We start from the raw sequence: 24,773 nt of genomic DNA, 5'->3' as shown, positions 1-24,773 counted from the left end.
ATCGGCGCATATTAACCGGAGGGTTTTGAGCTTCGTGTGAGCCAAAGGTCACCGTTCCGTCCCAACATCAACGGAAACTCCGACCACCTTTCCCCCCTGGGGGATTACTTCTCCCTTTCCCCCTGGGGTCTACTTCTCCGCACTGCCCGCCTTCCATGCTTTCCAGCCCATGTTCCAGCCGCCGAGCCCGTTGTCGGGAGCGACCTCCTTGTCATTGCTGTGGACGACCTCGATGACGTCCCCGATCAGGCTGCGGTCGAAGAACCAGCCCGCGGGTGTGTCCGAACCACCGCCCTTCACGTCCCTGAGGCCCACACAGCCGTGGCTGACGTTGACCTGGCCGAAGGCGTCCGGCGCCCAGTAGTTGCCGTGCAGGAAGGTGCCGGAGTCGGTCAGGCGCATGGCGTGCGGGACGTCCGGGATGTCGTACTCGCCGCCGAAGCCGACCGTGCGGCTGTTCATCCGGGTCACTTCCAGCATCTCGGTGACGACCATCCTGCCGTTGTACGTGGTGGTCCGCGGGGCGCCGGCGGTGATCGGCACGGTGGCGACGAGGGCGCCGTCCCGCCGGACCTCCATGGTGTGCCGGGCCGCGTCCACCAGGGAGACCTGGCTGCGGCCGACGGTGAAGGAGAACGTCTTGAACTGGAGGCCGTAGACCCCCGGCGCCCCCTCGACGTCCCGCAGCCGCAGGGAGACCGTGACGTGGGTGCCGGGTTTCCAGTACCGCTTGGGGCGGAAGTCGAGGCGGCCCTTGCCGAACCAGTGCGGGCGGATCTCCACGGGCGGGCGCGCGGTGACGCTGACGGCCCGTTCGACGGCGGCGCGGTGCTCGATCTCCCGGTTGAACTCCACCGAGACGATCATTCCGGTGCCGACGGTGGAGCGGTTCTCGGGAGTGACGTACCCGATGAAGCGCTCCTCGGGGACCTTCGTGGTGAAGGTGGTGTGCCGGGCGGAGCGGCGGCCGTGGCCGTCCAGGGCGACCGCGTCGACGGTGTACTCGGCGGCGAGACCGAGCTTCTCCTCGTCGGGGTGCCAGCTGAGCCGGTCGCCGGAGAGGTGCCCGGGGACCGGTGACTCCTGCGCGTCCTGCACCTTGACGACCTTGACCGACTCCAGACGCCCGCTGGGCACCCGTACCCACAGCCTCTCCCCGGGCATCACGTCCCGGGTGCCGTCGTCCGGGAAGACGCGGATGACGTGCTCGGGTGCCGGAGGCTTGCCGAGCTCCCCGACGCCGACGCGGCCGGTGCCGTCCGCGGTACAGCCGGCGACTCCGGCGAGCAGTGCTGCCCCTGTCAGTACGGCGGCCAGTGCGACCCCCACGCGCCCTGCGCGCCCAGTTACGTGCCTCACGACGACCCCAACGATCGGGCATGCTCCTGGGAAACGTGAGTGCGAGCCAAGCGTTGGGCAGAACAGTGGGGAGAACGACACGAGAGGGTGTCACGACCGGGACGCCGTACGCCCTATTCCCTGTCGTTCCACGAGCCGTGGGAGGCTGAACGGTGTCCAGCGCAGCCGAGCAGGAGGCGGTGGCCGAAGACGGCGCCGCCGAGGACGGGCGCCCCGCCGTCGTGAACGGCACGCACCGGCGCGGCGCGCCCGGTGCCCCCGTGTGGCCGGGCGCCCCGATGCCGCTGGGCGCCCGTTTCCGGGTGGGCCCGGACGGGGTGGCGGGGACCAACTTCGCGTTGTGGGCGGGCGGGGCGGAGGCGGTCGACCTGTGCCTCTTCGACGAGCGGGGCAGGGAGACCCGCGCCCGGCTGACCGAGCTCACCCACGAGATCTGGCACGGCTTCGTCCCCGGCGTGATGCCGGGCCAGCGCTACGGCTACCGGGTGCACGGCCGCTGGGATCCGTGGACCGGCGGCCGGTGGAACCCGGCGAAACTGCTCCTCGACCCGTACGCGCGCGCGGTCGACGGCGACTTCGGTCTGCCGCCGGAGGTGTACGGACACGTCCGCGACTGGCCGCAGCAGCAGATCGCGGACACCGTGCGCGACGAGCGGGACTCGGCGCCGTACGTCCCCAAGGGCGTGGTCGTCCACGACGACGCCCTCGACGACGAGTGGATGGACGACCGGCGGCCGAAGACACCGTGGGCGGACTCGGTGATCTACGAGCTGCATGTGCGGGGCTTCACCCGCCTGCACCCCGAGATCCCGGAGGAGCTGCGCGGGACGTACGCGGGGCTGGCCCACCCGGCGGCCGTCGAGCATCTGGTCAGGCTGGGCGTGACGGCCGTCGAGCTGCTCCCGGTCCACCAGTTCGCGCACGAGGACCACCTGCTGCGCAAGGGCCTGAAGAACTACTGGGGCTACAACTCGATCGGCTACTTCGCGCCGCACGCGGGCTACGCCGCCTCCGGTACGACGGGTCAGCAGGTCGGCGAGTTCAGGCGGATGGTGCGGGCCCTGCACGCCGCCGGGATCGAGGTCATCCTCGACGTGGTCTACAACCACACGGCGGAGGCGGGCGAGCTGGGCCCGACGCTGTCCCTGAAGGGCATCGACAACCGGGGCTACTACCGGCTCCAGCCGGACGCCCGCCGGTACGCCGACTACACGGGCTGCGGCAACACCCTGCACGTCGTCCAGCCGCACGTGCTCCGGCTGATCACCGACTCGCTGCGGTACTGGGTGACGGAGATGGGCGTGGACGGCTTCCGTTTCGACCTGGCGGCGGCGCTGGCCCGCTCCATGCACGACGTCGACATGCTGTCCCCGTTCCTGGCCGTCATCGCGCAGGACCCGGTGCTGCGGCGGGTGAAGCTGATCGCCGAACCGTGGGACGTGGGGTCGGGCGGGTACCAGGTCGGGGCGTTCCCTCCGCTGTGGACGGAGTGGAACGACCGCTACCGCAACGCGGTCCGGGACTTCTGGCGTGGCGCGCTGCCCGACGTACGCGACCTCGGCTACCGGCTGTCGGGGTCGAGCGACCTGTACGCCTGGGGCGGCCGGCGCCCCTACGCCTCGGTCAACTTCGTCACCGCCCACGACGGTTTCACCCTGCGCGACCTCGTGTCGTACGAGCGCAAGCACAACGAGGCCAACGGCGAGGGCAACCGGGACGGCACCGACGACAACCGGTCGTGGAACTGCGGGACGGAAGGGGCCACGGACGACGAGGGAATACAGGCGCTCAGGCGCCGCCAACTGCGGAACCTCCTGACGACGCTGCTGCTGTCGACGGGGGTGCCGATGCTGGTCGCGGGCGACGAGCTGGGGCGCACCCAGCGCGGCAACAACAACGCCTACTGCCAGGACAACGAGATCAGCTGGGTCGACTGGGCGCTGCTGGAGGATCCCGCCTGGAAGGCCCTGTTCGACCTGACCGCCCGACTGATCGACCTGCGCCACCGCCACCCGGTCCTGCGCCGCCGCGCCTTCTTCTCGGGGCGGGCCCACTCGGCGGACGGCCTGCGGGACCTGGCGTGGTTCACCTCGCGCGGCGCCGAGATGACCGAACGGGACTGGTACGCGCCGGCCGCCACCCTCGGCATGTACCTCTCCGGCCGGGACATTCCCGGCCGCGACGAACGCGGCGCCGCGATCGTCGACGACAGTTTCCTCGCCGTCCTGCACGCGGGTGAGGACCCGCAGTCCTTCGTCCTGCCGGGGCCGCCGTGGGCGGAGCGCTACGAGGTGGTCGTCGACACGTCGAGGGAGGAACAGGGCGAGGCTCCCGGGGTCGTCCATCGGGCGGGAGAGGCGATCACGGTTCCGGCGCGGGCGGTGCTGTTGCTGCGGGTGGCCTCCTGACAGCGGCCGGCGACGGGCAACGTCCCCCGCCTCCTCCTGGTCAGCCCAGGATCCCGCGGTCGTACGCCGTGGCCACCGCCGCCGCCCGGTCCTTGACGCCCAACTTGGCGTACAGGTGGGTGAGATGGGTCTTCACGGTGGCCTCGCTGATGAACAGCTCGCGGGCGATCTCGCGGTTCGAGGTGCCCTTGGCGACCAGGGCCAGCACCTCGCGCTCGCGGGCGGACAGGGGCTCGTTGCCGGGGGCGCGGGGCGTACGGACCGCGGAGACCAGGCGGGAGGCGACGGCCGGGGACAGGACGGTACGGCCCTGTGCCGCCGCGCGGACGGCGGTGAAGAGCTCGTCGCGCGGGGCGTCCTTCAGGAGGTAACCCGTCGCGCCCGCCTCGATCGCGGGCAGCGTGTCGGAGTCGGTGTCGTACGTGGTCAGGACGAGGACCTTGGCGCGGGCACCCCGCCCGGTCAGCTCGGCGATCGCCTCGACCCCGCCGCCGCCCGGCATCCGCAGGTCCATGAGGATCACGTCGGGGTCCAGGGCGGTGGCCCGCTCCAACGCCTCGACGCCGTTCGCCGCCTCGCCGAGGACCGTGAATCCGGGCGCCGACTCGAACATGCCGCGCAGGCCGTCCCGGACGACCGGATGGTCGTCGACGATCAGCAGGGAGATCAACACCGGGTCACTCATGGCGGACCAACGGTACGCGAGCCGACAGCGCCGTGCCGTTGCCCGGCTCCGACTCGACGGTGAGGGAGCCGGCGACGCGGGCGGCGCGGGCCCGCATGCCGTCGAGACCGAAGCCGCCGGTCCCGGTGCGCGGCAAGGTGGCGAGCGGGTCGAAGCCCTGGCCGTCGTCGCGGATGTCGAGGATCACCTCGTCTCCCAGATAGCTGAGGGTCACCCCGACCCGGGTGGCGGCCGCGTGCCGGGCGGCGTTGGAGAGGGCCTCCTGCACGATGCGCAGGAGGGTCGCCGAGACCTCCGCGTGCAGCTGTTCCACCGTGCCGGTGACGGTGAACTCGGCCCGCACGCCGACCCGTTCGCCCCATTCGGCGACCGTCTTCTTGAGCGCCTCCGGCAGCCCGTCGTGCTCCAGGGCCACCGGAGTGAGGTTGTGGACGGAGCGGCGGGCCTCGCCCAGGCTGTGGCGGGCGAGATCGGAGGCGCGCTCCAGGTGGGTGCGGGCGATGTCCAGGTCGGGGGCGTTCGCCACGACCTGGAGCTGGGCGATGATGCCGGTCAGGCCCTGGGCGAGGGTGTCGTGGATCTCGGCGGCGAGGCGGCGGCGCTCGTCGGCGACCCCGGCTTCCCTTGCCTGGACGAGGAGTTGGGCGTGCAGGGAGGCGTTCTCGTCAAGTGCCTGCTGCAATGCCGTGTTGGTGCGTTCGAGTTCGGCGATGGTGGCGGCCTGGACGCGGGCGCGTTCGTCCTCCGTGGCGAACACGCGGTCGGAGACGGCGACCAGGGCAAGGGTGACCGCGAGGACCGCCCCGAACAGCAGCCACTGGGCCCGCCCGCTCGGTGGCAGCCCGCCGGACTGCGCGCCGGACATGGTGACGGCGGTGGCGAACAGCCCGGCGCTGCGCAGCCGCCGCGGCAGCAGTCGGCGGGCGCCGAAGTAGCCGGTGAAGGCGTAGAACGAGAAGAGCGGGTTGATCCAGGTGAGGGCGAAGGCGATGACCCAGCGGACGGAGTAGTAGCAGATGCTCGTGCCGGACGGCCCGATCGGCGTGTCGGCGACGGTCCCCCACCACACCTGGAGCGCCAGTCCGGCGGCGACCAGGCCGCCGACCGCGTACCAGTCGCCCCGCCCCATGCCGACCATGCCCGCGGTCGGCACCGCGAGGACCGCGCCGACCAGCAACAGCACATAGGGACCCCGGCGGTTGACCACCGCCCACCGCTGCTCCACCCCCGCCACGTCCTGGTCCATGGGCCCAGTGTCGGGCACGCGCACGCTCACTCCCAGCGGAACCAGCGGCTCGCGGCGCCGGTGAGCAGCAGCGTCCACATCGCCAGCACGCCCAGGTGCCCCCACCCCGGCCAGTGGCCGGCCGCCGCCTGGTTCAGGGCCTCGGCCGCGGCGCCGAACGGGGTGTATCCGACGCACCGGGCCAGCGCGTCCGGCATGGTCTGCACCGGAGCCCACACGCCCGCGCAGAACATCGCCGGGAAGAACACCGCGGAGCCGATCGCGCCCGCGATCTTCGTGGTCCTGGACAGCGCGGAGACGACCGCGCCGAGCGCGAGGGCGGCCAGGATCGCCAGGACCAGGGCGACGACGTATCCGAAGGGCTGCTTCGGCAGTCGTACGTCGAAGGCGAACCGCCCGACCGCGAGGGCGAGCAGCGCCGACGTCAGGGCGGCACCGCCGTACACCAGCATCTGCGCCGACAGCAGGGCGGCGGGCCGGACCGGTGTGGTGGACATCCGGCGCAGGATGCCGCGCTCGCGGTAGCCGGTGAGGGTCTGCGGCATGGCCTGGAGACCGCCGACGATCATCCCGAGCAACACGGCCACCGGGACGTAGATGTCGATCGTCCGCAGCCCGCCGAGGGACGGCTCGGGGTCCCGGAAGGACGGGACGGAACCGAGGATCACCAGCAGGAGGGTCGGGAACCCCAGGATCCAGAAGAGCGCGCCGGGTTCACGGCGGAAGAGACGGATCTCGGTTCTCAGTACGGCGGTGTCGACTACGGCCGCGGTCATGCCGCCGCCTCCTTCGTGAGGTCGAGGAACGCGTCGTCGAGGGTGGCGTCGGTGACGCGGAGCTGGTGGGCGGTGATGTGGGTGCGGGCCAGGAGGGTGATGACGGCGTTGACGGTCTCGTCGGTGCCGGACAGCGTGATCCGGCCGTCCAGCTGCTCGACCGAGGCGAGCGCGGGCAGCGCGTTCAGGTCACGGTCGTCCAGGGGCGCGGACGGGGTGAAGCTGACGACGGTGGCGCCGGCCGAGCTCCGGATCAGGCCGGACGGGCTGTCCAGCGCGACCACCCGCCCCTTGTCGATCACGGCGATCCGGTCGCACAGCCGCTGCGCCTCCTCCATGAAGTGGGTGACCAGCAGGACGGTCACCCCACGCTCGCGGATGTCCTCGATCAGCTCCCAGGTGTCCCGGCGGGCACGGGGGTCGAGGCCGGTGGTCAGCTCGTCCAGGACGACGATTCGCGGATCGCCGATGAGGGCGAGCGCGATGAACAGGCGCTGCTTCTGGCCACCGGAGAGCTTGCCGAACCGGGTGGTGAGCTTGGCGGTCAGGCCGAGGCGTTCGGCGAGCGGCCGCCAGTCGAGCGGGCGCGGATAGAAGGCGGCGTACAGCTCCAGTGCCTCGCGGACGGTCAGCTTGGCCTGCAACTCGCTCTGCTGGAGCTGGGCGCCCAGGACCTCGCGGGTGGCCCGGTGCTCGGCGACGGGGTCGAGGCCCGTCACCCGGACCCGGCCCGCGTCGGGGACCCGCAGGCCCTCGACGCACTCGACGGTGGTGGTCTTGCCGGCGCCGTTCGGGCCGAGGACGCCGAAGACCTCGCCCTCCTCGACGGTGAAGGAGACGCCGTCGACGACGGCCCGGTCGCCGTAGGACTTGCGCAGATCGGTGACTTCGATGACGGACATGGCACCAGCGTCCCGGCGAGCGGCCCGCCCGCACATCGGCCGTCGCGCTCGAAGCGGCATCAGCCGATCGGCTGATGCCGCGCTACGACCCGCGCCACGACCCGCGCCACGACGCCTCGAACACGCAGGTCGTAGGACCAGCGGCCGATCCCGGTCCGGCCAAAACTCGGTGGGCGATGTCAGTGCCGGTCCGTAGGCTCCCTGTTGATGGCCACGACACCTGTGACGACACCCGCAACCGCCAAGGACCGCTCCGCCGTAAGAACCCTGCTGCGGCTGTGGCCGTACGTCCGGCCCGTGCGGGCGCGGCTGCTGACCGCCGCGTTCGTCGCGGTGCTCGCCTCCTGCACGGGGCTGGTGATCCCGCTCGTCCTGAAGTGGATGGTGGACGGGCCGGTCGCCGACCGGGACGGGGCGGGGGTGTGGCTCGGCGCGCTGTACCTGCTGCTGCTCGGGCTCGCGGAGGCGCTGCTGTTCGGGCTGCGGCGATGGCTGGTGGCGCGGCCGTTGTCCCATGTCGAGGCGGAGATGCGGGCGGACCTCTACCGGCGTCTGCAACGGCTGCCGGTCGCCTTCCACGACCGGTGGGCGTCCGGGCAGTTGCTGTCCCGGGGCACCACCGATCTGATGCTGCTGCGGATGTTCCTCGCCTTTCCGCTGACGTTCCTGCTGGTCAACGCCGTGACGATCGTCGTCGGTGTGGTGATCATGCTGGTGCAGGACTGGTCGCTGGGCCTGGTCATCCTGATTCCGGCCATCCCCGTGATGGTGACGTGCGTGGTCTTCGAGAAGCGGTACGCCCTGGTGGCGCGGCGCGCGCAGGACCAGGTGGGCGACCTGACGACGGTCGTCGAGGAGAGCGTGCTCGGCATCCGCATCATCAAGGGGTTCGGGCGGCACCGCAGCCAGGCACGGGCGTTCCGTGAACTGTCCCGGACCCTGCGCGGGACCGAGCTGCGCAAGGCGGGTCTCCTTGCGACCATCTGGGGCGTCATCGTGACGCTGCCGGAGCTGGCCATCGGGGCGGCGCTGGTGCTGGGCGCCGTGCAGGTGGCGGACGGGGAGCTGTCGGCGGGGACGCTGGTCGCCTTCCTGTCCACGGCCCTCGCGCTGCGCTGGCCGGTGGACTCGATCGGGTTCCTGCTGGCGATGAGTCAGGAGGCGGCGACGGCGACCGAGCGGTACTTCGAGGTGATGGACGAGGAGCCGGAGTCGAAGGGCGGTACCGGGGACGCGACGCGCACCGAGGACAGCGGCCTGCGCTTCCACCACGTCCGTTTCCGCTACCCCGACGCCCCCGAGGACTCCCCACCGCTCCTCGACCGCATCGACCTGCACATCCGTCCCGGCGAGTCCATGGCCCTGGTGGGCGCGACCGGAAGCGGCAAGACCACCCTCACCGCCCTGGTCCCCCGCCTCCACGAGGTGACATCGGGCCGGATCACCCTGGACGGCCAGGACATCACCGCCATGTCCCGGCAGGAGCTCCGCTCCCGGGTCGCGGTGGCCTTCGAGGAACCCACCCTCTTCTCCGCCGCGGTGAGCGAGAACGTCCTCATGGGCGCCGGAACCGGCGCGGGAACGGTCGAGCTGGAGCGCGCCCTCGCCGTGGCGCAGGCCGACTTCGTGCACGGCCTCCCGCAGGGCACCGACACCCAGGTCGGCGAGCAGGGCCACAGCCTCTCCGGCGGCCAGCGGCAGCGCCTCGCACTGGCCCGGGCGGTCGTGGGGCGGCCCGACTTCCTGGTGCTGGACGACCCGCTGTCCGCCCTCGACGTCCACACCGAGGCGGCGGTGGAGGCCGCCCTGCGGGACGTCCTCGCGGACACCACCGCCCTCATCGTGGCGCACCGCCCGTCGACCGTCCTGCTCGCCGACCGCGTCGCGCTGCTGTCCGGCGGCCGGATCGCCGCCGTCGGCACCCACCACGAACTGCTGCGCGGCAACGCCGAGTACGCCCACCTGATGGCCGGCACCGACGAGGAGGACGGCCGATGACGGCGACCACGACCACCGCACCGGACAAGAGGCAACCGGCCGGCGAACCCCATGATCCGGGCGACGTCTTCGACCGTGACGTACTGCCCGCTCCCGCGGGCGCCACCGCCACCCTGCTGCGTTCCCTGCTGGCCCCGCTGCGGGCCCGGGTCGCGGTCACGACGCTGCTCCTGCTGCTCCAGCAGGCGGCGGTGCAGGTGGGGCCGCTGCTGGTGGCGTACGCCATCGACCGCGCGGTACCGGCGTTCCGGGACCACGACAACGGCCCGCTGATCGCCGTGGCCGTGGGCTACCTGCTGTGCTCGCTGGCCTCCGGGGGGCTCCAGTACGCGTTCATCATCGCCTCCGCCCGCGTCAACCAGGACGTACTGCTGGACCTCCGTGGCCGGATCTTCCGGCACGCGCAGGCGCTGAGCATCGACTTCCACGAGCGGTACACCTCGGGCCGGCTCATCTCCCGTTCCACCACGGACGTGGAGTCACTGCGTGAACTCCTCAGCGAGGGGCTGCAGGAGCTGGTCACGGTCATCCTGTCCTTCGTCTACATCTCGGCCCTGCTGCTCTGGCTGGACCTGGGGCTCGGCGCGGTCGCGGTGGTGTCCTTCGTGCCGCTGTACCTCCTGGTGCGGACGTACCAGCGGCGTGCCGCGCTGGTGTACGGGAAGCGGTCCACGGCGATCGCCGCCGTGATCGTGAAGTTCGTCGAGACGATGAACGGCATCCGTCCGGTGCGCGCGTTCCGCCGCGAGGCCGCCAACGACGCCGACTTCGCCGGCCTCAACAAGCGGCACGAGCGGATCAACGGGGACGCGCTGCTCGAGATGGCCCGCTACGTCGTCGGCTCCCGGCTGGTCGCGAACACGGCCGTCGCGCTGATCGTGCTGTGGGGCGCCCAGCGGGTGGCGGGCGGTTCGCTGGAGCTGGGGGTGCTGGCGGCGGCGGTGCTGTACCTGCGGCGGCTGTACGACCCGATCGACCGGCTCGGCATGTTCCTGAACTCGTACCAGTCGGCGGCGGCCTCGCTGGAGAAGATCGCGGGGCTGCTGGCGCAGACGCCGTCCGTGCCCGAGCCGCAGGCGCCCCGGGAGCTTCCGCCGCTCGAGTCCGAACTCCCCGGCCGTGAGGTGGTCTTCGACGGTGTCCGGTTCGCCTACCGCACCGGCGGCGAGGTGCTGCCCACCTTCGAACTGACGCTGCCGGCCGGGCAGACGGTCGCGGTCGTCGGCTCGACCGGGGCGGGCAAGTCGACGCTGGCCAAGCTGCTCGCCCGCTTCTACGACCCCTCCGAGGGCCGGGTCCTGCTCGACGGTGTCGACCTGCGCGAGCTGTCCGTGCCCGAGCTGCGGCGCGGGGTGGTCATGGTGACCCAGGAGGCGTTCCTGTTCTCCGGCACGGTCGCCGAGAACATCGCGATCGGACGGCCGGACGCCACCCGTGACGACATCGAGCGGGCCGCGAAGGCGATCGGTGCGCACGAGTTCATCAGCGCCCTGCCCGACGGCTACGACACGGACGTCCGCAAGCGGGGCGGCCGTATCTCCGCCGGTCAGCGCCAACTCGTCGCCTTCGCCCGGGCGTTGCTCGCCGATCCGGCGGTGCTGATCCTGGACGAGGCGACCAGCTCGCTCGACATCCCGGGCGAACGGGCGGTGCAGCGGGCGATGGCGACGGTGCTGAAGGGACGTACGGCGGTCGTGATCGCCCACCGGCTGTCGACGGTCGAGATCGCCGACCGGGTCCTGGTCATGGAGCACGGCCGGATCGTCGAGGACGGCACTCCGGCCGAACTCGTCGCGGGCACCGGCCGCTTCGCGGACCTGCACCGGGCGTGGCGGGACAGTCTGGCGTGATCTTCCGGGGCCGGGGGGAACGTTGATCGACGCGTACGAGGATCCGGGCACGCCCGACCGTCGGGGCGGCTGGTGGTACCTGTGGTGGCTGGTGCTGCGGCAGCCGTGGCGGTCGGCGGCGGGGGCGGTGCTGGGCAGCGTGTGGATGGTGCTGCTCGCGGCGACGCCGTACCTGATGGCCCGGGCCGTGGACGAGGGCCTGGAGACGGGGGACATGGGCGCGCTGGGCCTGTGGACCGGTCTGCTGGTGGTGGTCGGCGCCTTCAACGCCTGGCTGGGCATCATGCGGCACCGCACGATGACCCGGGTGCGGATGGACGCCAACTTCCGCACGGTCAAGGTCGTCGTCGGGCACGCGGTGCGGCTGGGGGCGGCGTTGCCACGGCGGGTCGGGGCCGGGGAGGTCATGACGATCGGCGTGGGGGACGTGCAGCAGATCAGCTCCTCCCTGACGGTGATCGGCCCCGGGGTCGGCGCGGTCGTCGCCTACCTGGTGGTCGCGGGGCTGCTGCTGTCCGTCTCCACGCAGCTCACCGTGGTGGTGCTGCTCGGGGTGCCGTTGGTGGTGCTGCTCGGGGTGCCGTTGGTGGCGGTGCTCGTCGGGCCGTTGATGGTCAGGCTGCAGGGCACGGAGGCGGAGTACCGGGAGCGGCAGGGCGTGCTGACCGCGCGGATCGGCGACCTCGCGGGCGGGCTGCGGGTCCTGAACGGGCTCGGCGGCAAGGGGCTGGTCGCCGACGCCTTCCGGCGGGACTCGACGCGGCTGCGTGAGCAGGGGTACCGGGTGGGGGCGGTGACCAGCTGGCTGCAGGCGCTCGGAGTGGGCCTGCCGACGCTGTACCTCGCCGTGGTGACCTGGATGGCGGCCCGGATGGCTGCCCAGGGCACCCTCACGGTGGGCGAGTTGGTGTCGGTGTACGGCTATGTCGCGGTGCTGGTGCGCCCGGTGGCGTACTTCGTCGACTGGGGATACCAGCTCGGCCGGGGTGTGGTGGCCGCGCGGCGCGTCGTACGGCTGCTGCGCGTGGAGCCGGAGCCGGACGACGGCGTGTGCGACGCTCCCGCGGAGCCGTCGGTGCTGTACGACCCGGCCTCCGGGGCCCGGGTGCCGCCGGGGCGGCTGATCGCGCTGGCCGGTGAGCGGCCGGCCGACACGGCGGCCGTCGTCGACCGCCTGGGCCGGTACGCGCCGTCCGACGCGACCTGGGGCGGTGTGCGGCTGGACGAGGTGCCGTTGCCGCAGGTGCGGGCGCGGATCCTGGTCGCCGACCACGAGGCCGACCTGTTCGCGGGGCCGTTGCGTGAACTGGTCGGCGGGCGCGGGGAACCGGGCGACGAGGAGATCATGGCGGCGGTGCGGGCCGCCGCGGCGGAGGACCTCGTGCGGGGCCTGCCGGACGGGCTCGACTCGGCCGTCGACGCGCAGGGGCACAACCTCTCCGGTGGCCAGCGGCAGCGGGTCCGGTTGGTGCGGGCGCTGCTGGCCGCCCCGGAGGTGCTGCTGGCCGTCGAGCCGACCTCGGCGCTCGACGCGCACACGGAGGCGGCGGTCGCGGCCCGGCTGCGGGACGCGCGCCGGGGCCGTACCACCGTCGTCACCACCACCTCCCCGCTGGTGCTGGACCGGGTGGACACCGTGCTCTACGTGGTCGACGGGAAGGTCGCGGCCACCGGCAGCCATCAGCGGCTGCTGGCTCAGGAACCCGGCTACCGGGCGCTGGTGACCCGGGACGCCGGCATCGAGGAAGAGGAGGCCGGCCCGCGCGAGGACGGGGCCGGCCGGGACGCCGAGGAGGTCGTGGGATGACGCGGGGACAGTTACCGATCGCCGGGCCCGCGGCCGTACGGCGGGCCTCCGGCCGTCTGGTGCGTGCCGACGCGCGTGCCTTCCTCGCCGTGCTCGCGCTGAACGCGGCCGCCGCCGGGGCGGGCCTCGCCGGGCCGTGGCTGCTGGGCCGGATCATCGACGAGGTGCGGGCCGGGGGCGGTGTCGGGGCGGTGGACCGGGCCGCGCTGGGGATCGTGGCCTGCGCGGCGGCGCAGTTGCTGCTGGCGCGCTGGGCACGGTATGCCGGGCACCGGTTCGGGGAGCGGACGCTGGCCCGGGTCCGCGAGGAGTTCGTCGACCGGACGCTGGCGCTGCCCGCGTCGGTGGTGGAGCGGGCCGGCACCGGTGATCTGACGGCCCGCGGCACCGCGGACGTGGCCACCGTCGGCACCACACTGCGCGACGCCGGGCCCGACCTGCTCATCAACCTCGTGCAGGCGCTGTTCCTGCTCGGCGCGGTCTTCGTGATCGACCCGCTGCTGGGCGCCGTAGGCGTGTTCGGCCTCATCCCGGTCTGGTTCGCCCTGCGCTGGTACCTGCGCCGGGCCCGGGACGCGTATCTCGCGGAGGGCGAGTCGAACTCGGACGTCGCCGAGATCCTCGCGGCGACCGCGGCCGGGGCCCGCACGGTGGAGGCGTTCGGGTTGCGGGAGCGCCGGGTCGCGGCGAGCCGTCAGGCGCTGGACCACTCCCGGCACAGGCGCCTGTTCACGCTGCGTCTGCGCACGGTGTTCTACCCGGCGGTGGATGTGGCGAACCTCTTCCCGGTCGCGGGGGCGCTGCTGCTCGGCGGGGTGCTGCACGCGCACGCGGCGGTGAGTCTGGGGGCGGTGGTGGCGGCGGCGCTGTACCTGCGGCAGCTCGACGGTCCGCTGGACGAGATCCTGAACCGGATCGAGCAACTGCAGAACAGCGGCGCCTCGTTCGCCCGGGTGGAGGGACTGGCCGCCGCGCCGCGCAGCGCCGGGGACAGCGGCTCCCCCACTCCGGCCGGCGACCGCATCGACGTGAGGGGCGTGCACTACGCCTACGACCGGGGGCGTGAGGTGCTGCACGGGGTGGACCTGACCGTACGGCCCGGGGAACGGCTGGCCGTGGTCGGTCCCTCCGGTGCCGGGAAGACCACGCTGAGCAGGCTGCTCGCGGGCGTCGACACCCCGAGCGCGGGTGCGGTGACGGTGGGCGGGGTGCCGGTCGTCGAGCTGGGCCCGGAGCAACTGCGCCGACAGGTCGTGCTGGTCACCCAGGAGCACCATGTGTTCCTGGGTACGGTTCGCGACAACCTGCTGATCGCCGAACCCGCCGCGACCGACGAGGAGTTGTGGGCCGCGCTGGGGGCGGTCGGCGCCGACGGGTGGGTGCGGGAACTGCCCGACGGGTTGAACACCGAGCTGAGTGAGGGCGGTTGGCGTACGGATGGCTCCCAGGCGCAGCAACTCGCGCTGGCCCGGGTGGTCCTGGCCGACCCGCACACCCTGATCCTCGACGAGGCCACCGCCCTGCTGGACCCGACGACCGCCCGGCACACCGAGCGCGCCCTGGCCGCCGTACTGGAGGGCCGCACGGTCATCGCCATCGCCCACCGCCTGCACACCGCGCACGACGCGGACCGGGTCGCCGTGATGGAGGACGGCCGCCTGACCGAACTCGGCACGCACGAGGAGCTGGTGGCGGCGGGGGGCGCGTACGCGTCGTTGTGGCGGTCGTGGCACGGGGACCGCGAACCGGGTCCGCAGCCGCCCGCCTGACCCTGCCCCCTGGCCCCCTTTGCCCCGCCCCTTGCCGCCACCTATCGATATTCGATAGATTTCCATCGCAACTCGATGGAAGGCTGGGTCATGGGAAAGCTGGCAGTGCGTGCGCTTCGCGCCGTGCTCGTGGTGGTGCTCGCCGGCACCGTGTTCGTGCAGGCGTTGATGGTGTGGACGTTGGCCAGTGGCAACGACCCGGAGGACGGGTCCCTCCCGCTGACCTCGTTGCGCGTGATCACGACCCTGGGCATGGTGTCGGTCCAGGTCGCCGGGGTCTGCGTATGGCGGCTGGTGTCGATGGTGCGACGCGGAACCGTGTTCTCCCACGCCGCCTTCCGGTACGTGGACGGCGTGATCGGCGCGATCGTGGCTGCCGCCCTCGCCTGGTTCGCGGTCACGGCCGTCAACGCGCCGGGCCAGCGGGACGACCCGGGCGTCACCGTCATCATGGGCGGGATCGGCCTGGCCGTCCTGGGGGTCGCCCTCATCGTGCTCGTGCTGCGGATGCTGCTCGCCCAGGCCGTCGCGCGGGACGTCGAAGCGGCACGGATGCAGGCCGAGTTGGACGAGGTCATCTGATGCCGATCAGCGTCGACATAGACGTGATGCTGGCCCGGCGGAAGATGTCCGTGGGCGAGCTCGCGGACCGCGTGGGCATCACGCCCGCCAACCTGGCGGTACTCAAGAACGGCCGCGCCAAGGCGGTGCGCTTCGCGACCCTCGCCGCACTCTGCGAGGTGCTCGAGTGCCAGCCGGGCGACCTGCTGCGCTGGGAGGCCGAGGACGCCACGGGCGGATGACGCGCCCCGGGGAGGGGGAAACGCCCGCACCTCTACTCCCCCCTTCCCGCATCGCTCCGAATATCGGACGTGAATTCCCGGACAACGGAGGGTTTCCGGCCAAGTTCCTGACGCGCCCCTGACAGAAACCGGGAACTCCTGCCACTCTTCCCACGACCCCTGCACAGCAACCTCACATGTTCCACCGCTGTGCCGCGGCCGAGCACCCGCACGAGGTTCTACGCACCGCCCCTGTTCTGCCCGTTCGGCCCATCCGCCGACCGGTCTCCCCTGGCCGCGAGACCCGCGGCCGCGCAGAAGGAGTCAGTGTTGAGAAGTTCCTCGACCAGACGCACCTCCCACATCCGCGCCACCACCCAGCGCAGGGTCGCCACCGTGGCCCTCGTCGGCGTCTCCGCCCTGATCGCCGCGGCCGTCCAGTCCGGCGCCGCCACCGCGGCCCCTGACCAGGCACCGTCGGCCGCGGGCAAGGTCATACCGGGCTCCGAGTCCGTGAAGCTCACCCCCGCCCAGCGCGCCGAGCTGATCCGGCAGGCCGACGCCGCCAGGACGGCGACCGCCAAGGACCTGGGTCTGGGCGCCAAGGAGAAGCTGGTCGTCCGGGACGTCCTCAAGGACGGCAACGGCACGGTCCACACGCGTTACGAGCGCACCTACGACGGTCTGCCCGTCCTCGGCGGCGACCTGGTCGTGCAGAGCACGAAGGCCGACGCTGTCGAGTCGGTCGTCAAGGCGACCCGCGCCGCCATCAAGCCGGCCACCACCACGGCCGCGCTGCCCGCGGCCAAGGCCAGGACGCAGGCACTCAAGGCCGCCGAGGCCCAGGACGCCAAGAGCCCCGACGTCAACCGCGCCCCGCGCAAGGTGATCTGGGCGGCCGACGGCAAGCCGACCCTGGCGTACGAGACGGTCGTGGGCGGTTTCCAGGAGGACGGCACCCCGCAGGAGCTGCACGTCGTCACGGACGCGGCCAGCGGCGCGAAGCTGTTCGAGTGGCAGGCCATCGAGACCGGCGTCGGCAACACGGTGTACTCGGGCACCGTGGACCTGACCACCACGCAGTCCGGGTCGACGTACAACCTCACCGACGGCGCCCGCGGCGGCCACAAGACGTACAACCTCAACCGCGGCACCTCCGGCACCGGCACGCTCTTCTCCGGGCCCGACGACGTGTGGGGCAACGGCAGCGCCTCGAACGCGGAGTCGGCCGGCGCGGACGCGCACTACGGCGCCCAGCTGACCTGGGACTACTACAAGAACGTGCACGGCCGCAGCGGGATCAAGGGCGACGGGGTGGGCGCGTACTCCCGGGTCCACTACGGCAACAACTACGTCAACGCGTTCTGGTCCGACAGCTGCTTCTGCATGACGTACGGCGACGGCTCGGGCAACGCGAACCCGCTGACGGCGATCGACGTGGCCGCGCACGAGATGACGCACGGCCTGACCTCCGCCACGGCCGGCCTCGTCTACAGCGGTGAGTCCGGCGGTCTGAACGAGGCCACCTCGGACATCTTCGGCTCGACCGTCGAGTTCTACGCCAACAACTCCTCCGACGTGGGTGACTACCTCATCGGCGAGGAGATCAACATCAACGGCGACGGCACCCCGCTGCGCTACATGGACAAGCCGAGCAAGGACGGCGCGTCCAAGGACAGCTGGTACTCCGGCCTCGGTAACAACGACGTGCACTACTCCTCGGGCCCCGCGAACCACTTCTTCTACCTGCTGAGCGAGGGCAGCGGCACCAAGACCATCAACGGTGTCACCTACAACTCGCCCACCTCCGACGGGCTTCCGGTCACCGGCATCGGCCGGGACAAGGCGGAGAAGATCTGGTTCCGCGCGCTGACCACGAAGTTCACCTCGACCACCAACTACGCGTCGGCGCGCACCTACACGCTCGCGGCGACCGGTGAGCTGTACGGCACGACGAGCGCCGAGTACAAGGCCGTGCAGGACGCCTGGGCGGCCATCGCGGTCGGCTCCCGGTCCGACGGCGGCGGCGGGGGCGGCGGCACCTCCTTCGAGAACGCGGCCGACGTATCGATTCCGGACAACGGTGCCGCGGTCACATCGCCGATCACCGTCTCGGGCCGGACCGGCAACGCGCCGTCCAACCTCTCGGTGGCGGTCGACATCGTCCACACCTACATCGGTGACCTCCAGGTGCAATTGGTCGCCCCGGACGGGACGGCGTACACGCTGAAGGCGTACGGCACCGGCGGCAGCGCGGACAACATCAACACCACGTACACGGTGAACGCGTCCTCCGAAGTCGCCAACGGTGTATGGCAGTTGCGGGTCCAGGACAACGCGGCCCAGGACACCGGCTACATCAACAGCTGGAAGCTCACCTTCCCGTAGGCCTCAGGGGCCCCCTGGGCCTCACCGGCTCCCACGACAGGGCGCCGCTCCGGTGGTTCGACTCCCCGGGGCGGCGTCCTCTTTTTTGCCACGTCTATACGCACCGCCGGTTGGTGCTTGACCGAGAGTCAACTCCGTTTACATGACGGCAATATTCACCCGAAGGACAGTTTTGAGCCAACATCACTTGGGGGTCATGACATGTACGCGCCTCAGTGCCAGTCTTCCCTCACGCCGCTTCAGCACAGCAACTCCACAACTAACTCCGCCCGTTGACCCCAACCAACGGACGGACTCCCCACGAAGGAGCATGCGTGACCCCCCTCTACGCGCGTCACAAGCGAACCACTCTGGCCATCGCGACCACCGTCGCCGCCGGAGCCCTGCTCACCACCGGTCTGACCACCGGTTCCTCAGCCGCCGCCGAGACCACGGTGGACACCGGCAGATCCACCCTCGCCGCCGCCCCCCTGCAGCTGTCCTCGGCGGCCCGCACCTCGCTGATCCAGGAGCAGCAGGCCGACGCGGCCGGCACCGCCCAGGAGATAGGCCTCGGCGCCAAGGAGAAGCTGGTCGTCAAGGACGTCGTGAAGGACGTCGACGGCGCGGTGCACACCCGCTACGAGCGCACCTACGCGGGTCTGCCGGTCCTCGGCGGTGACCTGGTCGTCCACCAGTCGGCCACCGGGAAGACCGAGGGCGTGACCAAGGCGCTCAAGGGTTCCGTCAAGGTCGCGTCCGTGACGCCGAAGCTCGCCCCCGCCAAGGCGGAGAAGCAGGCCCTGACCGCCGCGAAGGCGGCCGGCTCCGAGAAGACGGCCGCCGACCAGGCCCCGCGCAAGGTGGTCTGGGCCGGCTCCGGCACCCCGGTCCTCGCCTACGAGACGGTCGTCGGCGGTCTCCAGGACGACGGCACCCCCAACGAGCTGCACGTCATCACCGACGCGGCCACCGGCAAGAAGCTCTACGAGTACCAGGGCATCGAGACCGGCACCGGCAAGAGCCTGTACTCCGGCACCGTCACCCTCGGCACCACCAAGTCGGGCACGACGTACAACCTGACGGACGGCACCCGCGGCGGCCACAAGACGTACAACAAGTCGCACGGCACCAGCACGTCGGCCGGGACCCTGTTCACCGACGCGGACGACACCTGGGGCACCGGCACGGCCTCCAGCTCGGCCACGGACCAGACCGCGGCCGTCGACGCCGCGTACGGCGCGCAGGAGACCTGGGACTTCTACAAGTCGACGTTCGGCCGCAGCGGCATCAAGAACAACGGCGTGGCCGCCTACTCCCGCGTCCACTACGGCAACGCGTACGTGAACGCGTTCTGGGACGACAGCTGCTTCTGCATGACGTACGGCGACGGCGAGGGCAACGTCAACCCGCTGACCTCGCTGGACGTGGCCGGCCACGAGATGAGCCACGGCGTCACCTCCAACACCGCGGGCCTCAACTACAGCGGCGAGTCCGGCGGTCTGAACGAGGCCACCTCGGACATCTTCGGTACCGGCGTGGAGTTCTTCGCCAACAACTCCAACGACCCCGGTGACTACCTCATCGGCGAGGAGATCGACATCAACGGGGACGGCACCCCGCTGCGCTACATGGACAAGCCCAGCAAGGACGGCGGCTCGGCGGACAACTGGTCGTCCACCGTCGGCAACAAGGACGTCCACTACTCCTCGGGCGTCGCGAACCACTTCTTCTACCTGCTGTCCGAGGGCAGCGGCGCGAAGACCATCAACGGCGTCTCGTACAACTCGCCGACGTCCAACGGCTCCACGGTCACCGGCATCGGCCGCGCCAAGGCGCTGCAGATCTGGTACAAGGCGCTGACGACGTACTTCACGTCGACGACCAACTACAAGTCGGCCCGCACCGGCACCCTCTCGGCGGCCAGCGCGCTCTACGGCTCCACCAGCACCGAGTACAAGGCCGTCGCGGCGGCCTGGTCGGCGGTCAACGTCAGCTGACTGTCAGGTAGTTGACGGCACGGCGACAGGGCGGCATCCGGGGCGGACAACGTCCCGGGTGCCGCCGTCCCGCGTTCCGCGTCAGCACACCGGGGCGAGTCGGCGCGGAACGGCACCCGGAAGCCGCGCGTCCGGAGCACCGCCCTACCCTTGTCCCCATGTTCACGTACGAGGATGTCGGCGCGACCCGCGAGAACGGCTTCTGCCCGCCCGGCTTCCACCCCCTGCACGTGCGTAGCCGCATAGGCGAGGGCAAAGAGGTCTTCCGCAGAGCCTCCGAGGCGGTCCTCACCTGGGAGATGCACCGCGCGCTGGGCGTGGGCGTCGACGTGAGCGCGGACCGTGCCGCTCCCGACGTCGACGTCACGGTCACCCTCGCCGGCGTGATCAAGGCGCCCTGCCGGGTGGTCTGGACGCTGGAGGAGCCCCGCCGCGCCGGGTGGGCCTACGGCACCCTGACCGGTCACCCGGAGTGCGGCGAGGAGTCCTTCGTCGTGGACCGCACCGGTGACGGCACGGTCTGGCTGACCGTGTCCGCCTTCAGCCGCGGCGCCAAGTGGTACTCCCGGGCGGGCGGCCCGGCGACCCGCGGTCTGCAGCAGGCGTACGCACGCCGGTGCGGGGCCGTGCTGCGGAGGCTGTGCGAGGAGCCCGAGTAGCCGCCGGCGCCCGGCGGCACCGTCACCTCAGCAGCACGCCGGCCGCCTCCACCACCTCCTCCGACGGCACCGCCACCAGCCCCAGTTCCGCGCCGGAGGCCAGCAGGGGGTGCGCGGGCAGGACGCGGACCGTGTAGCCGAAGGGTCCCGTGCGGTCCAGGGACAGCGGGCCCTCGTACAGCCGGCGTCCCTCCGGGTCGGGGCCGCCCACCGACTTCAGCGGGACGGTCTCGGCGTCGGTGATGCGGTCCTCCTCGTCCACCCGGCCGGAGACCGCCTGCACCTCGACGTCGTCGGGGCCGAGGTCGCCGAGCGCGACGCGCACCCGCAGCGCCAGCGTCGTACCGAGTTCCGCGGTACCCGTCGCGGCGCTCGCCTCGACGTGGTCGACCCTGACCCCGTGCCAGGCCGCGCGCACCCGGGACTTCCACCGGGCCAGTTCGCGCGCGGAGTCGGGGGCCATGGTGCGGTGGGCGTGCGCGGCCGGGGCGTAGAGCCGCTCGACGTACTCGCGGACCATGCGGCCGGCCAGCACCTTGGGGCCTAGCAGGGTCAGGGTCTGGCGGACCATCTCGATCCAGCGGTCGGGCAGGCCGCGCTGGCCGCGTTCGTAGAAGCGGGGGGTCACCCGCTGTTCCAGGAGGTCGTAGAGCGCGGCGGCCTCGATGTCGTCGCGCCGGTCCTCGGAGTCCAGTCCGTCGGCGGTGGGGATCGCCCAGCCGAAGTCGGGCTGGAACCACTCGTCCCACCAGCCGTCCAGGACGGACAGGTTGAGGCACCCGTTGAGCGCGGCCTTCATCCCGGACGTCCCGCACGCCTCCAGCGGCCTGAGCGGGTTGTTGAGCCAGATGTCACAGCCGGGGTAGAGCTTCTGGGCCATCGCCATGCCGTAGTCGGGGAGGAAGACGATCCGGTGGCGCACCCGTGGGTCGTCGGAGAACCGCACCAGTTCCTGCACCAGCCGTTTACCCCCGTCGTCCGCGGGGTGCGCCTTCCCGGCGACGACGATCTGGATCGGCCGCTCGGGATGCAGCAGCAGGTCCGTCAGCCGGTCCCGGTCCCGCAGCATCAGCGTCAGCCGCTTGTACGACGGGACCCGCCGCGCGAACCCGATCGTCAGCACATCGGGGTCGAGCACCCCGTCGATCCAGCCCAACTCGGCCGTACCGGCGCCGCGTTGCCGCCATGAGGCGCGCAGCCGGTCGCGCACCTCCGTCACCAGTTGCTCGCGCAGGTTCCGGCGCAGGTCCCAGATCTCCTGGTCGGGGATGTCCGTGACCACGTCCCAGCGGTCCGAGCCGCCGACGGTCAGGGCGTCCTCGGTGCGCTCGGCGCCGATCTGCCGGGCGCCGAGCCGGAGCACCTCCGGGGCGACCCAGGTCGGGGCGTGCACCCCGTTCGTCACGGAGGTGATCGGCACTTCCTCGGGGTCGAATCCCGGCCACAGGCCCGAGAACATCTCCCGGCTGACGTTGCCGTGCAGCAGGGAGACGCCGTTGGCCCGCCCGGCGAGCCTGAGGCCCATCACGGCCATGTTGAAGACGTTCGGGTCACCGCCGGGGTAGGTCTCCATGCCGAGGTGCAGCACCCGTGCGACGTCGATCCCCGGCAGTTCCGCGTCGGGCCCGAGGTGGCGGCCGAGCAGCTCCCGGTCGAAGCGGTCGATGCCGGCCGGGACGGGGGTGTGGGTGGTGAAGACGGTCCCGGCCCGGACCGTCTCAAGGCCAGAGTCGAAGTCCAGTCCCTGTTCGCAGAGTTCGGCGATCCGCTCCAGACCGAGGAAGCCCGCGTGGCCCTCGTTGGTGTGGAAGACCTCGGGTTCGGGGTGCCCGGTCAGCCGGCAGTACGTCCGTACCGCCCGTACGCCCCCTATCCCGAGCAGCATCTCCTGGAGCAGCCGGTGCTCGCTGCCGCCGCCGTAGAGCCGGTCGGTCACGCCTCGCTCGCCGAGGTCATTCTCCTCCACGTCGGAGTCGAGCAGCAGCAGCGGGACCCGGCCCACCTGGGCCAGCCAGACCCGGGCCCGCAGCCGCCTGCCGCCGGGCAGGGCCAGGGAGACGTCGGCCGGGGTGCCGTCGGCCTCCCGCAGCGGGGCGACGGGCAGCTCGTAAGGATCGAGCACCGGATAGTGCTCCTGTTGCCAGCCGTCCCGGGAGAGGGTCTGCCGGAAGTACCCGTGCCGGTAGAGCAGCCCGACACCGATCAGCGGGACGCCGAGGTCGCTGGCCGCCTTGAGATGGTCGCCGGCCAGGATGCCGAGGCCGCCGGAGTACTGGGGCAGGGCGGCGGTGATGCCGAACTCGGGCGAGAAGTAGGCGACGGCCTGTGGCAGGTCGGTCGGCTGTGTCTGGTACCAGCGGTCGCCGGTCACATAGTCGTGCAGATCGTCCGCGGCCACGGTGAGCCGGCGCAGGAAGCGACGGTCCTCGGCGAGTTCGGCGAGCCGGCCGGGCCGCACGCTGCCGAGCAGCCGCACCGGATCACCGCTGGACGCGGCCCACCGTTCCGGATCGACGGACTGGAACAGATCACGGGTCTCCGGGTGCCAGGACCAGCGCAGATTGCGCGCCAGGTCGCTCAGCGGCCGGAGAGGGTCGGGGAGAACGGGACGGACGGTGAATCGACGGATCGCCTTCACTTGCCACCTCTTCGCTGCGCTGGCGGAAAGCCGGGGTGTCGTGTCGTCCCCTACGACAGTACCGGCGTTTGTGCGGGCCTCGCTGGGCTGCCTCCCGCAGATTCCCATATCGGCCTGAACGACCCGTCCTCGATCACCGGACGGACTGCTCAATGAGCCCGCTATGGCTGGTTCCGCCCCTGTAGGCGTCCTTGTGGTGCTTCGCGCCGCACGAGAGGCTGCTTACGTGGCGTACCCGGCCCGCGACACCGCGCGACATGCTGCCGTACGCCGACTTCAGGAGGGGGTACACAGCCATGGCACGGACGCGAACACGGCGTCTGCGCGTGGCGGGGGGTCTGACCGCGGCGGCCTGTGCCGCGGCGCTTTCGGCCGTCACCCTGCCCGCGTACGCCGCACCGCAGGGGCGGATACTCGGCGCCGGTGAGCCCGGCTCCGTCGGCGGAAGTTACCTGGTGACACTCAAGGCGGGGACGAAGGCGCCCTCCGCGGCCGGAAAGGACCTCGCCGAGAAGTACGGGGCGAGAATCAGCCACACGTACGCGGCGGTGCTCAACGGCTACGCCGTGCGCGCGAACGAGAGACAGGCGAGGCTCCTCGCGGCGGACCCGCACGTCGCCTCCGTCGTCCAGGACAGCCGGGTGGGCCTGGACCAGGCGCAGAAGAACCCGCCCTCCTGGGGCCTGGACCGGATCGACCAGCCGTCACTGCCGCTGGACGGGACCTACACCTCGCCGGGCTCGGGGGGCGCCGGGGTGACCGTGTACGTGATCGACACCGGGATCCGGATCGGGCACCGGGACTTCGGCGGGCGGGCGCGTCACGGCTGGGACTTCGTCGGCGGCGACCGGAACGCGGGCGACGGCAACGGGCACGGCACCCATGTCGCCGGCATCGTGGCGGGCGCCGGGTACGGCGTCGCCAAGAAGGCCCAGGTGGTCTCCGTGCGGGTGCTCGACGACGCCGGCGCGGGCACCACCGCCCGGGTCATCGCCGGTATCGACTGGGTGACGAAACACGCCAAAAAACCGGCGGTCGCCAACCTCAGTCTCGGCTGTCGCCGCAACGCCCAGCTGGACGCCGCCGTGCGCGACTCCATCCGGTCCGGCGTGACGTACACGGTCGCTGCGGGCAACGACGGGCTGCCCGCCGCCCTTTACTCCCCCGCGGCCGTCAAGGAGGCGATCACGGTCGGCGCCAGTGATACAAATGATACCAAAGCGGTCTTTTCCAACTACGGTTCGGCCCTCGACCTGTTCGCCCCGGGGGTGTCCATCACCTCGGCGTCCTCCGCGAGCGACACCGGCCGGGTGACCTACTCCGGTACGTCGATGGCGTCGCCGCACGCGGCGGGCGCGGCCGCGCTCTATCTCGCGGACCATCGCCGGGCCACTCCCGCCCAGGTCGGCAAGGCACTGGCCGGGGCGGCCACATCCGGCAAGGTGTCCGGCCGGGGTGCCGGTTCACCGGACAAACTGCTGCGCGTGCCGCGCTGACCTGGGCCACGTGCGGTACCGGCCCCGTTCG

Annotated in this window: 17 protein-coding genes; 11 read left to right on the top strand and 6 right to left on the bottom strand. The window is 71.7% G+C overall.

Translation table 11 applies throughout. The annotated features are described in order from the left end of the window. Nucleotides 1-129: 129 nt before the first annotated feature. On the bottom strand, nucleotides 130-1,359 hold the full coding sequence (locus ACFYRY_RS18550) for an Ig-like domain-containing protein (RefSeq protein WP_389146152.1): 1,230 nt from the start codon (nucleotides 1,357-1,359) through the stop codon (nucleotides 130-132). 152 nt (nucleotides 1,360-1,511) lie between these two features. On the opposite strand from ACFYRY_RS18550, the gene glgX reads away from it, so the two are divergent. Then, the gene (gene glgX, locus ACFYRY_RS18545) at nucleotides 1,512-3,767 is read left to right on the top strand and encodes a glycogen debranching protein GlgX (protein WP_389146149.1); all 2,256 of its coding nucleotides are present in this window, start codon (nucleotides 1,512-1,514) and stop codon (nucleotides 3,765-3,767) included. 40 nt (nucleotides 3,768-3,807) lie between these two features. On the opposite strand, the gene ACFYRY_RS18540 is transcribed toward glgX, so the two are convergent. From ACFYRY_RS18540 to ACFYRY_RS18525, 4 genes are read right to left on the bottom strand one after another with little or no spacing between them, the layout of a single operon-like run. Continuing rightward, entirely contained in the window at nucleotides 3,808-4,452 is a 645-nt protein-coding gene (locus ACFYRY_RS18540) for a response regulator (RefSeq protein WP_389146146.1), read from the bottom strand. Next, nucleotides 4,445-5,698, bottom strand: coding sequence for a sensor histidine kinase (locus ACFYRY_RS18535; protein WP_389146144.1), 1,254 nt, complete (start codon nucleotides 5,696-5,698; stop codon nucleotides 4,445-4,447). Before ACFYRY_RS18535 ends, ACFYRY_RS18540 begins: the two co-directional genes overlap by 8 nt. 26 nt (nucleotides 5,699-5,724) lie before the next feature. Next, the gene (locus tag ACFYRY_RS18530) at nucleotides 5,725-6,474 is read right to left on the bottom strand and encodes an ABC transporter permease (RefSeq protein WP_389146141.1); all 750 of its coding nucleotides are present in this window, start codon (nucleotides 6,472-6,474) and stop codon (nucleotides 5,725-5,727) included. Beyond that, nucleotides 6,471-7,376 carry an ABC transporter ATP-binding protein gene (locus ACFYRY_RS18525; RefSeq protein WP_389146139.1) on the bottom strand — a complete coding sequence of 302 codons (906 nt, stop codon included), beginning with the start codon at nucleotides 7,374-7,376 and terminating at the stop codon, nucleotides 6,471-6,473. Before ACFYRY_RS18525 ends, ACFYRY_RS18530 begins: the two co-directional genes overlap by 4 nt. Before the next feature lie 207 nt (nucleotides 7,377-7,583). On the opposite strand from ACFYRY_RS18525, the gene ACFYRY_RS18520 reads away from it, so the two are divergent. The 9 genes from ACFYRY_RS18520 (at nucleotide 7,584) to ACFYRY_RS18480 (ending at nucleotide 20,608) form a co-directional block, all read left to right on the top strand. Further along, on the top strand, nucleotides 7,584-9,374 hold the full coding sequence (locus ACFYRY_RS18520; RefSeq protein WP_389146136.1) for an ABC transporter ATP-binding protein: 1,791 nt from the start codon (nucleotides 7,584-7,586) through the stop codon (nucleotides 9,372-9,374). Next, a complete protein-coding gene (locus ACFYRY_RS18515; protein WP_389146133.1) occupies nucleotides 9,371-11,224 on the top strand; it encodes an ABC transporter ATP-binding protein in 1,854 nt (617 codons plus the stop codon). Before ACFYRY_RS18520 ends, ACFYRY_RS18515 begins: the two co-directional genes overlap by 4 nt. 22 nt (nucleotides 11,225-11,246) lie before the next feature. Further along, the gene (locus tag ACFYRY_RS18510) at nucleotides 11,247-13,031 is read left to right on the top strand and encodes an ABC transporter transmembrane domain-containing protein (RefSeq protein ID WP_389146130.1); all 1,785 of its coding nucleotides are present in this window, start codon (nucleotides 11,247-11,249) and stop codon (nucleotides 13,029-13,031) included. Further along, nucleotides 13,028-14,800, top strand: coding sequence for an ABC transporter ATP-binding protein (locus tag ACFYRY_RS18505; RefSeq protein ID WP_389146128.1), 1,773 nt, complete (start codon nucleotides 13,028-13,030; stop codon nucleotides 14,798-14,800). The genes ACFYRY_RS18510 and ACFYRY_RS18505 overlap by 4 nt, the downstream gene beginning before the upstream one ends. Nucleotides 14,801-14,890: 90 nt before the next feature. Beyond that, nucleotides 14,891-15,382, top strand: a complete 492-nt coding sequence (locus ACFYRY_RS18500) for a DUF2975 domain-containing protein (protein WP_389146125.1) — start codon at nucleotides 14,891-14,893, stop codon at nucleotides 15,380-15,382. After that, nucleotides 15,382-15,603: a helix-turn-helix domain-containing protein gene (locus ACFYRY_RS18495; protein ID WP_389146122.1), complete on the top strand. Its 222-nt coding sequence runs from the start codon at nucleotides 15,382-15,384 to the stop codon at nucleotides 15,601-15,603. Before ACFYRY_RS18500 ends, ACFYRY_RS18495 begins: the two co-directional genes overlap by 1 nt. Before the next feature lie 306 nt (nucleotides 15,604-15,909). Next, nucleotides 15,910-17,970 carry a M4 family metallopeptidase gene (locus ACFYRY_RS18490; RefSeq protein WP_389146120.1) on the top strand — a complete coding sequence of 687 codons (2,061 nt, stop codon included), beginning with the start codon at nucleotides 15,910-15,912 and terminating at the stop codon, nucleotides 17,968-17,970. Nucleotides 17,971-18,284: 314 nt separating this feature from the next. Further along, on the top strand, nucleotides 18,285-19,949 hold the full coding sequence (locus ACFYRY_RS18485; RefSeq protein WP_389146117.1) for a M4 family metallopeptidase: 1,665 nt from the start codon (nucleotides 18,285-18,287) through the stop codon (nucleotides 19,947-19,949). Nucleotides 19,950-20,107: 158 nt separating this feature from the next. Beyond that, entirely contained in the window at nucleotides 20,108-20,608 is a 501-nt protein-coding gene (locus ACFYRY_RS18480) for a DUF1990 domain-containing protein (protein WP_389146115.1), read from the top strand. A 22-nt stretch (nucleotides 20,609-20,630) separates the two neighbouring features. Here the strand turns inward: ACFYRY_RS18480 and ACFYRY_RS18475 are convergent, their stop codons facing one another. Continuing rightward, nucleotides 20,631-23,246: a glycosyltransferase family 1 protein gene (locus ACFYRY_RS18475; RefSeq protein WP_389146112.1), complete on the bottom strand. Its 2,616-nt coding sequence runs from the start codon at nucleotides 23,244-23,246 to the stop codon at nucleotides 20,631-20,633. A gap of 296 nt (nucleotides 23,247-23,542) precedes the next feature. Here ACFYRY_RS18475 and ACFYRY_RS18470 point away from each other — a divergent pair, with 296 nt between their 5' ends. Next, on the top strand, nucleotides 23,543-24,742 hold the full coding sequence (locus ACFYRY_RS18470) for a S8 family peptidase (RefSeq protein WP_389146109.1): 1,200 nt from the start codon (nucleotides 23,543-23,545) through the stop codon (nucleotides 24,740-24,742). Nucleotides 24,743-24,773 lie beyond the last annotated feature (31 nt).

The sequence above is a fragment of the Streptomyces sp. NPDC005263 genome (genome assembly GCF_042872365.1).
Classification (GTDB): Bacteria; Actinomycetota; Actinomycetes; order Streptomycetales; family Streptomycetaceae; genus Streptomyces.
The sequence above is the reverse complement of the archived record's forward strand: the minus strand, read 5'-3'. Positions and strand labels throughout refer to the sequence as shown.

What these genes read in the sequence shown, in the direction of transcription:
- ACFYRY_RS18505 (WP_389146128.1), top strand. Translation starts at nt 13,028, where the DNA reads ATGACGCGGGGACAGTTACCGATCGCCGGGCCCGCGGCCGTACGGCGG.
- ACFYRY_RS18500 (WP_389146125.1), top strand. Translation starts at nt 14,891, where the DNA reads ATGGGAAAGCTGGCAGTGCGTGCGCTTCGCGCCGTGCTCGTGGTGGTG.
- ACFYRY_RS18520 (WP_389146136.1), top strand. Translation starts at nt 7,584, where the DNA reads ATGGCCACGACACCTGTGACGACACCCGCAACCGCCAAGGACCGCTCC.
- ACFYRY_RS18525 (WP_389146139.1), bottom strand. Translation starts at nt 7,376, where the DNA reads ATGTCCGTCATCGAAGTCACCGATCTGCGCAAGTCCTACGGCGACCGG.
- ACFYRY_RS18535 (WP_389146144.1), bottom strand. Translation starts at nt 5,698, where the DNA reads ATGGACCAGGACGTGGCGGGGGTGGAGCAGCGGTGGGCGGTGGTCAAC.
- ACFYRY_RS18470 (WP_389146109.1), top strand. Translation starts at nt 23,543, where the DNA reads ATGGCACGGACGCGAACACGGCGTCTGCGCGTGGCGGGGGGTCTGACC.
- ACFYRY_RS18540 (WP_389146146.1), bottom strand. Translation starts at nt 4,452, where the DNA reads ATGAGTGACCCGGTGTTGATCTCCCTGCTGATCGTCGACGACCATCCG.
- ACFYRY_RS18530 (WP_389146141.1), bottom strand. Translation starts at nt 6,474, where the DNA reads ATGACCGCGGCCGTAGTCGACACCGCCGTACTGAGAACCGAGATCCGT.
- ACFYRY_RS18495 (WP_389146122.1), top strand. Translation starts at nt 15,382, where the DNA reads ATGCCGATCAGCGTCGACATAGACGTGATGCTGGCCCGGCGGAAGATG.
- ACFYRY_RS18480 (WP_389146115.1), top strand. Translation starts at nt 20,108, where the DNA reads ATGTTCACGTACGAGGATGTCGGCGCGACCCGCGAGAACGGCTTCTGC.
- ACFYRY_RS18515 (WP_389146133.1), top strand. Translation starts at nt 9,371, where the DNA reads ATGACGGCGACCACGACCACCGCACCGGACAAGAGGCAACCGGCCGGC.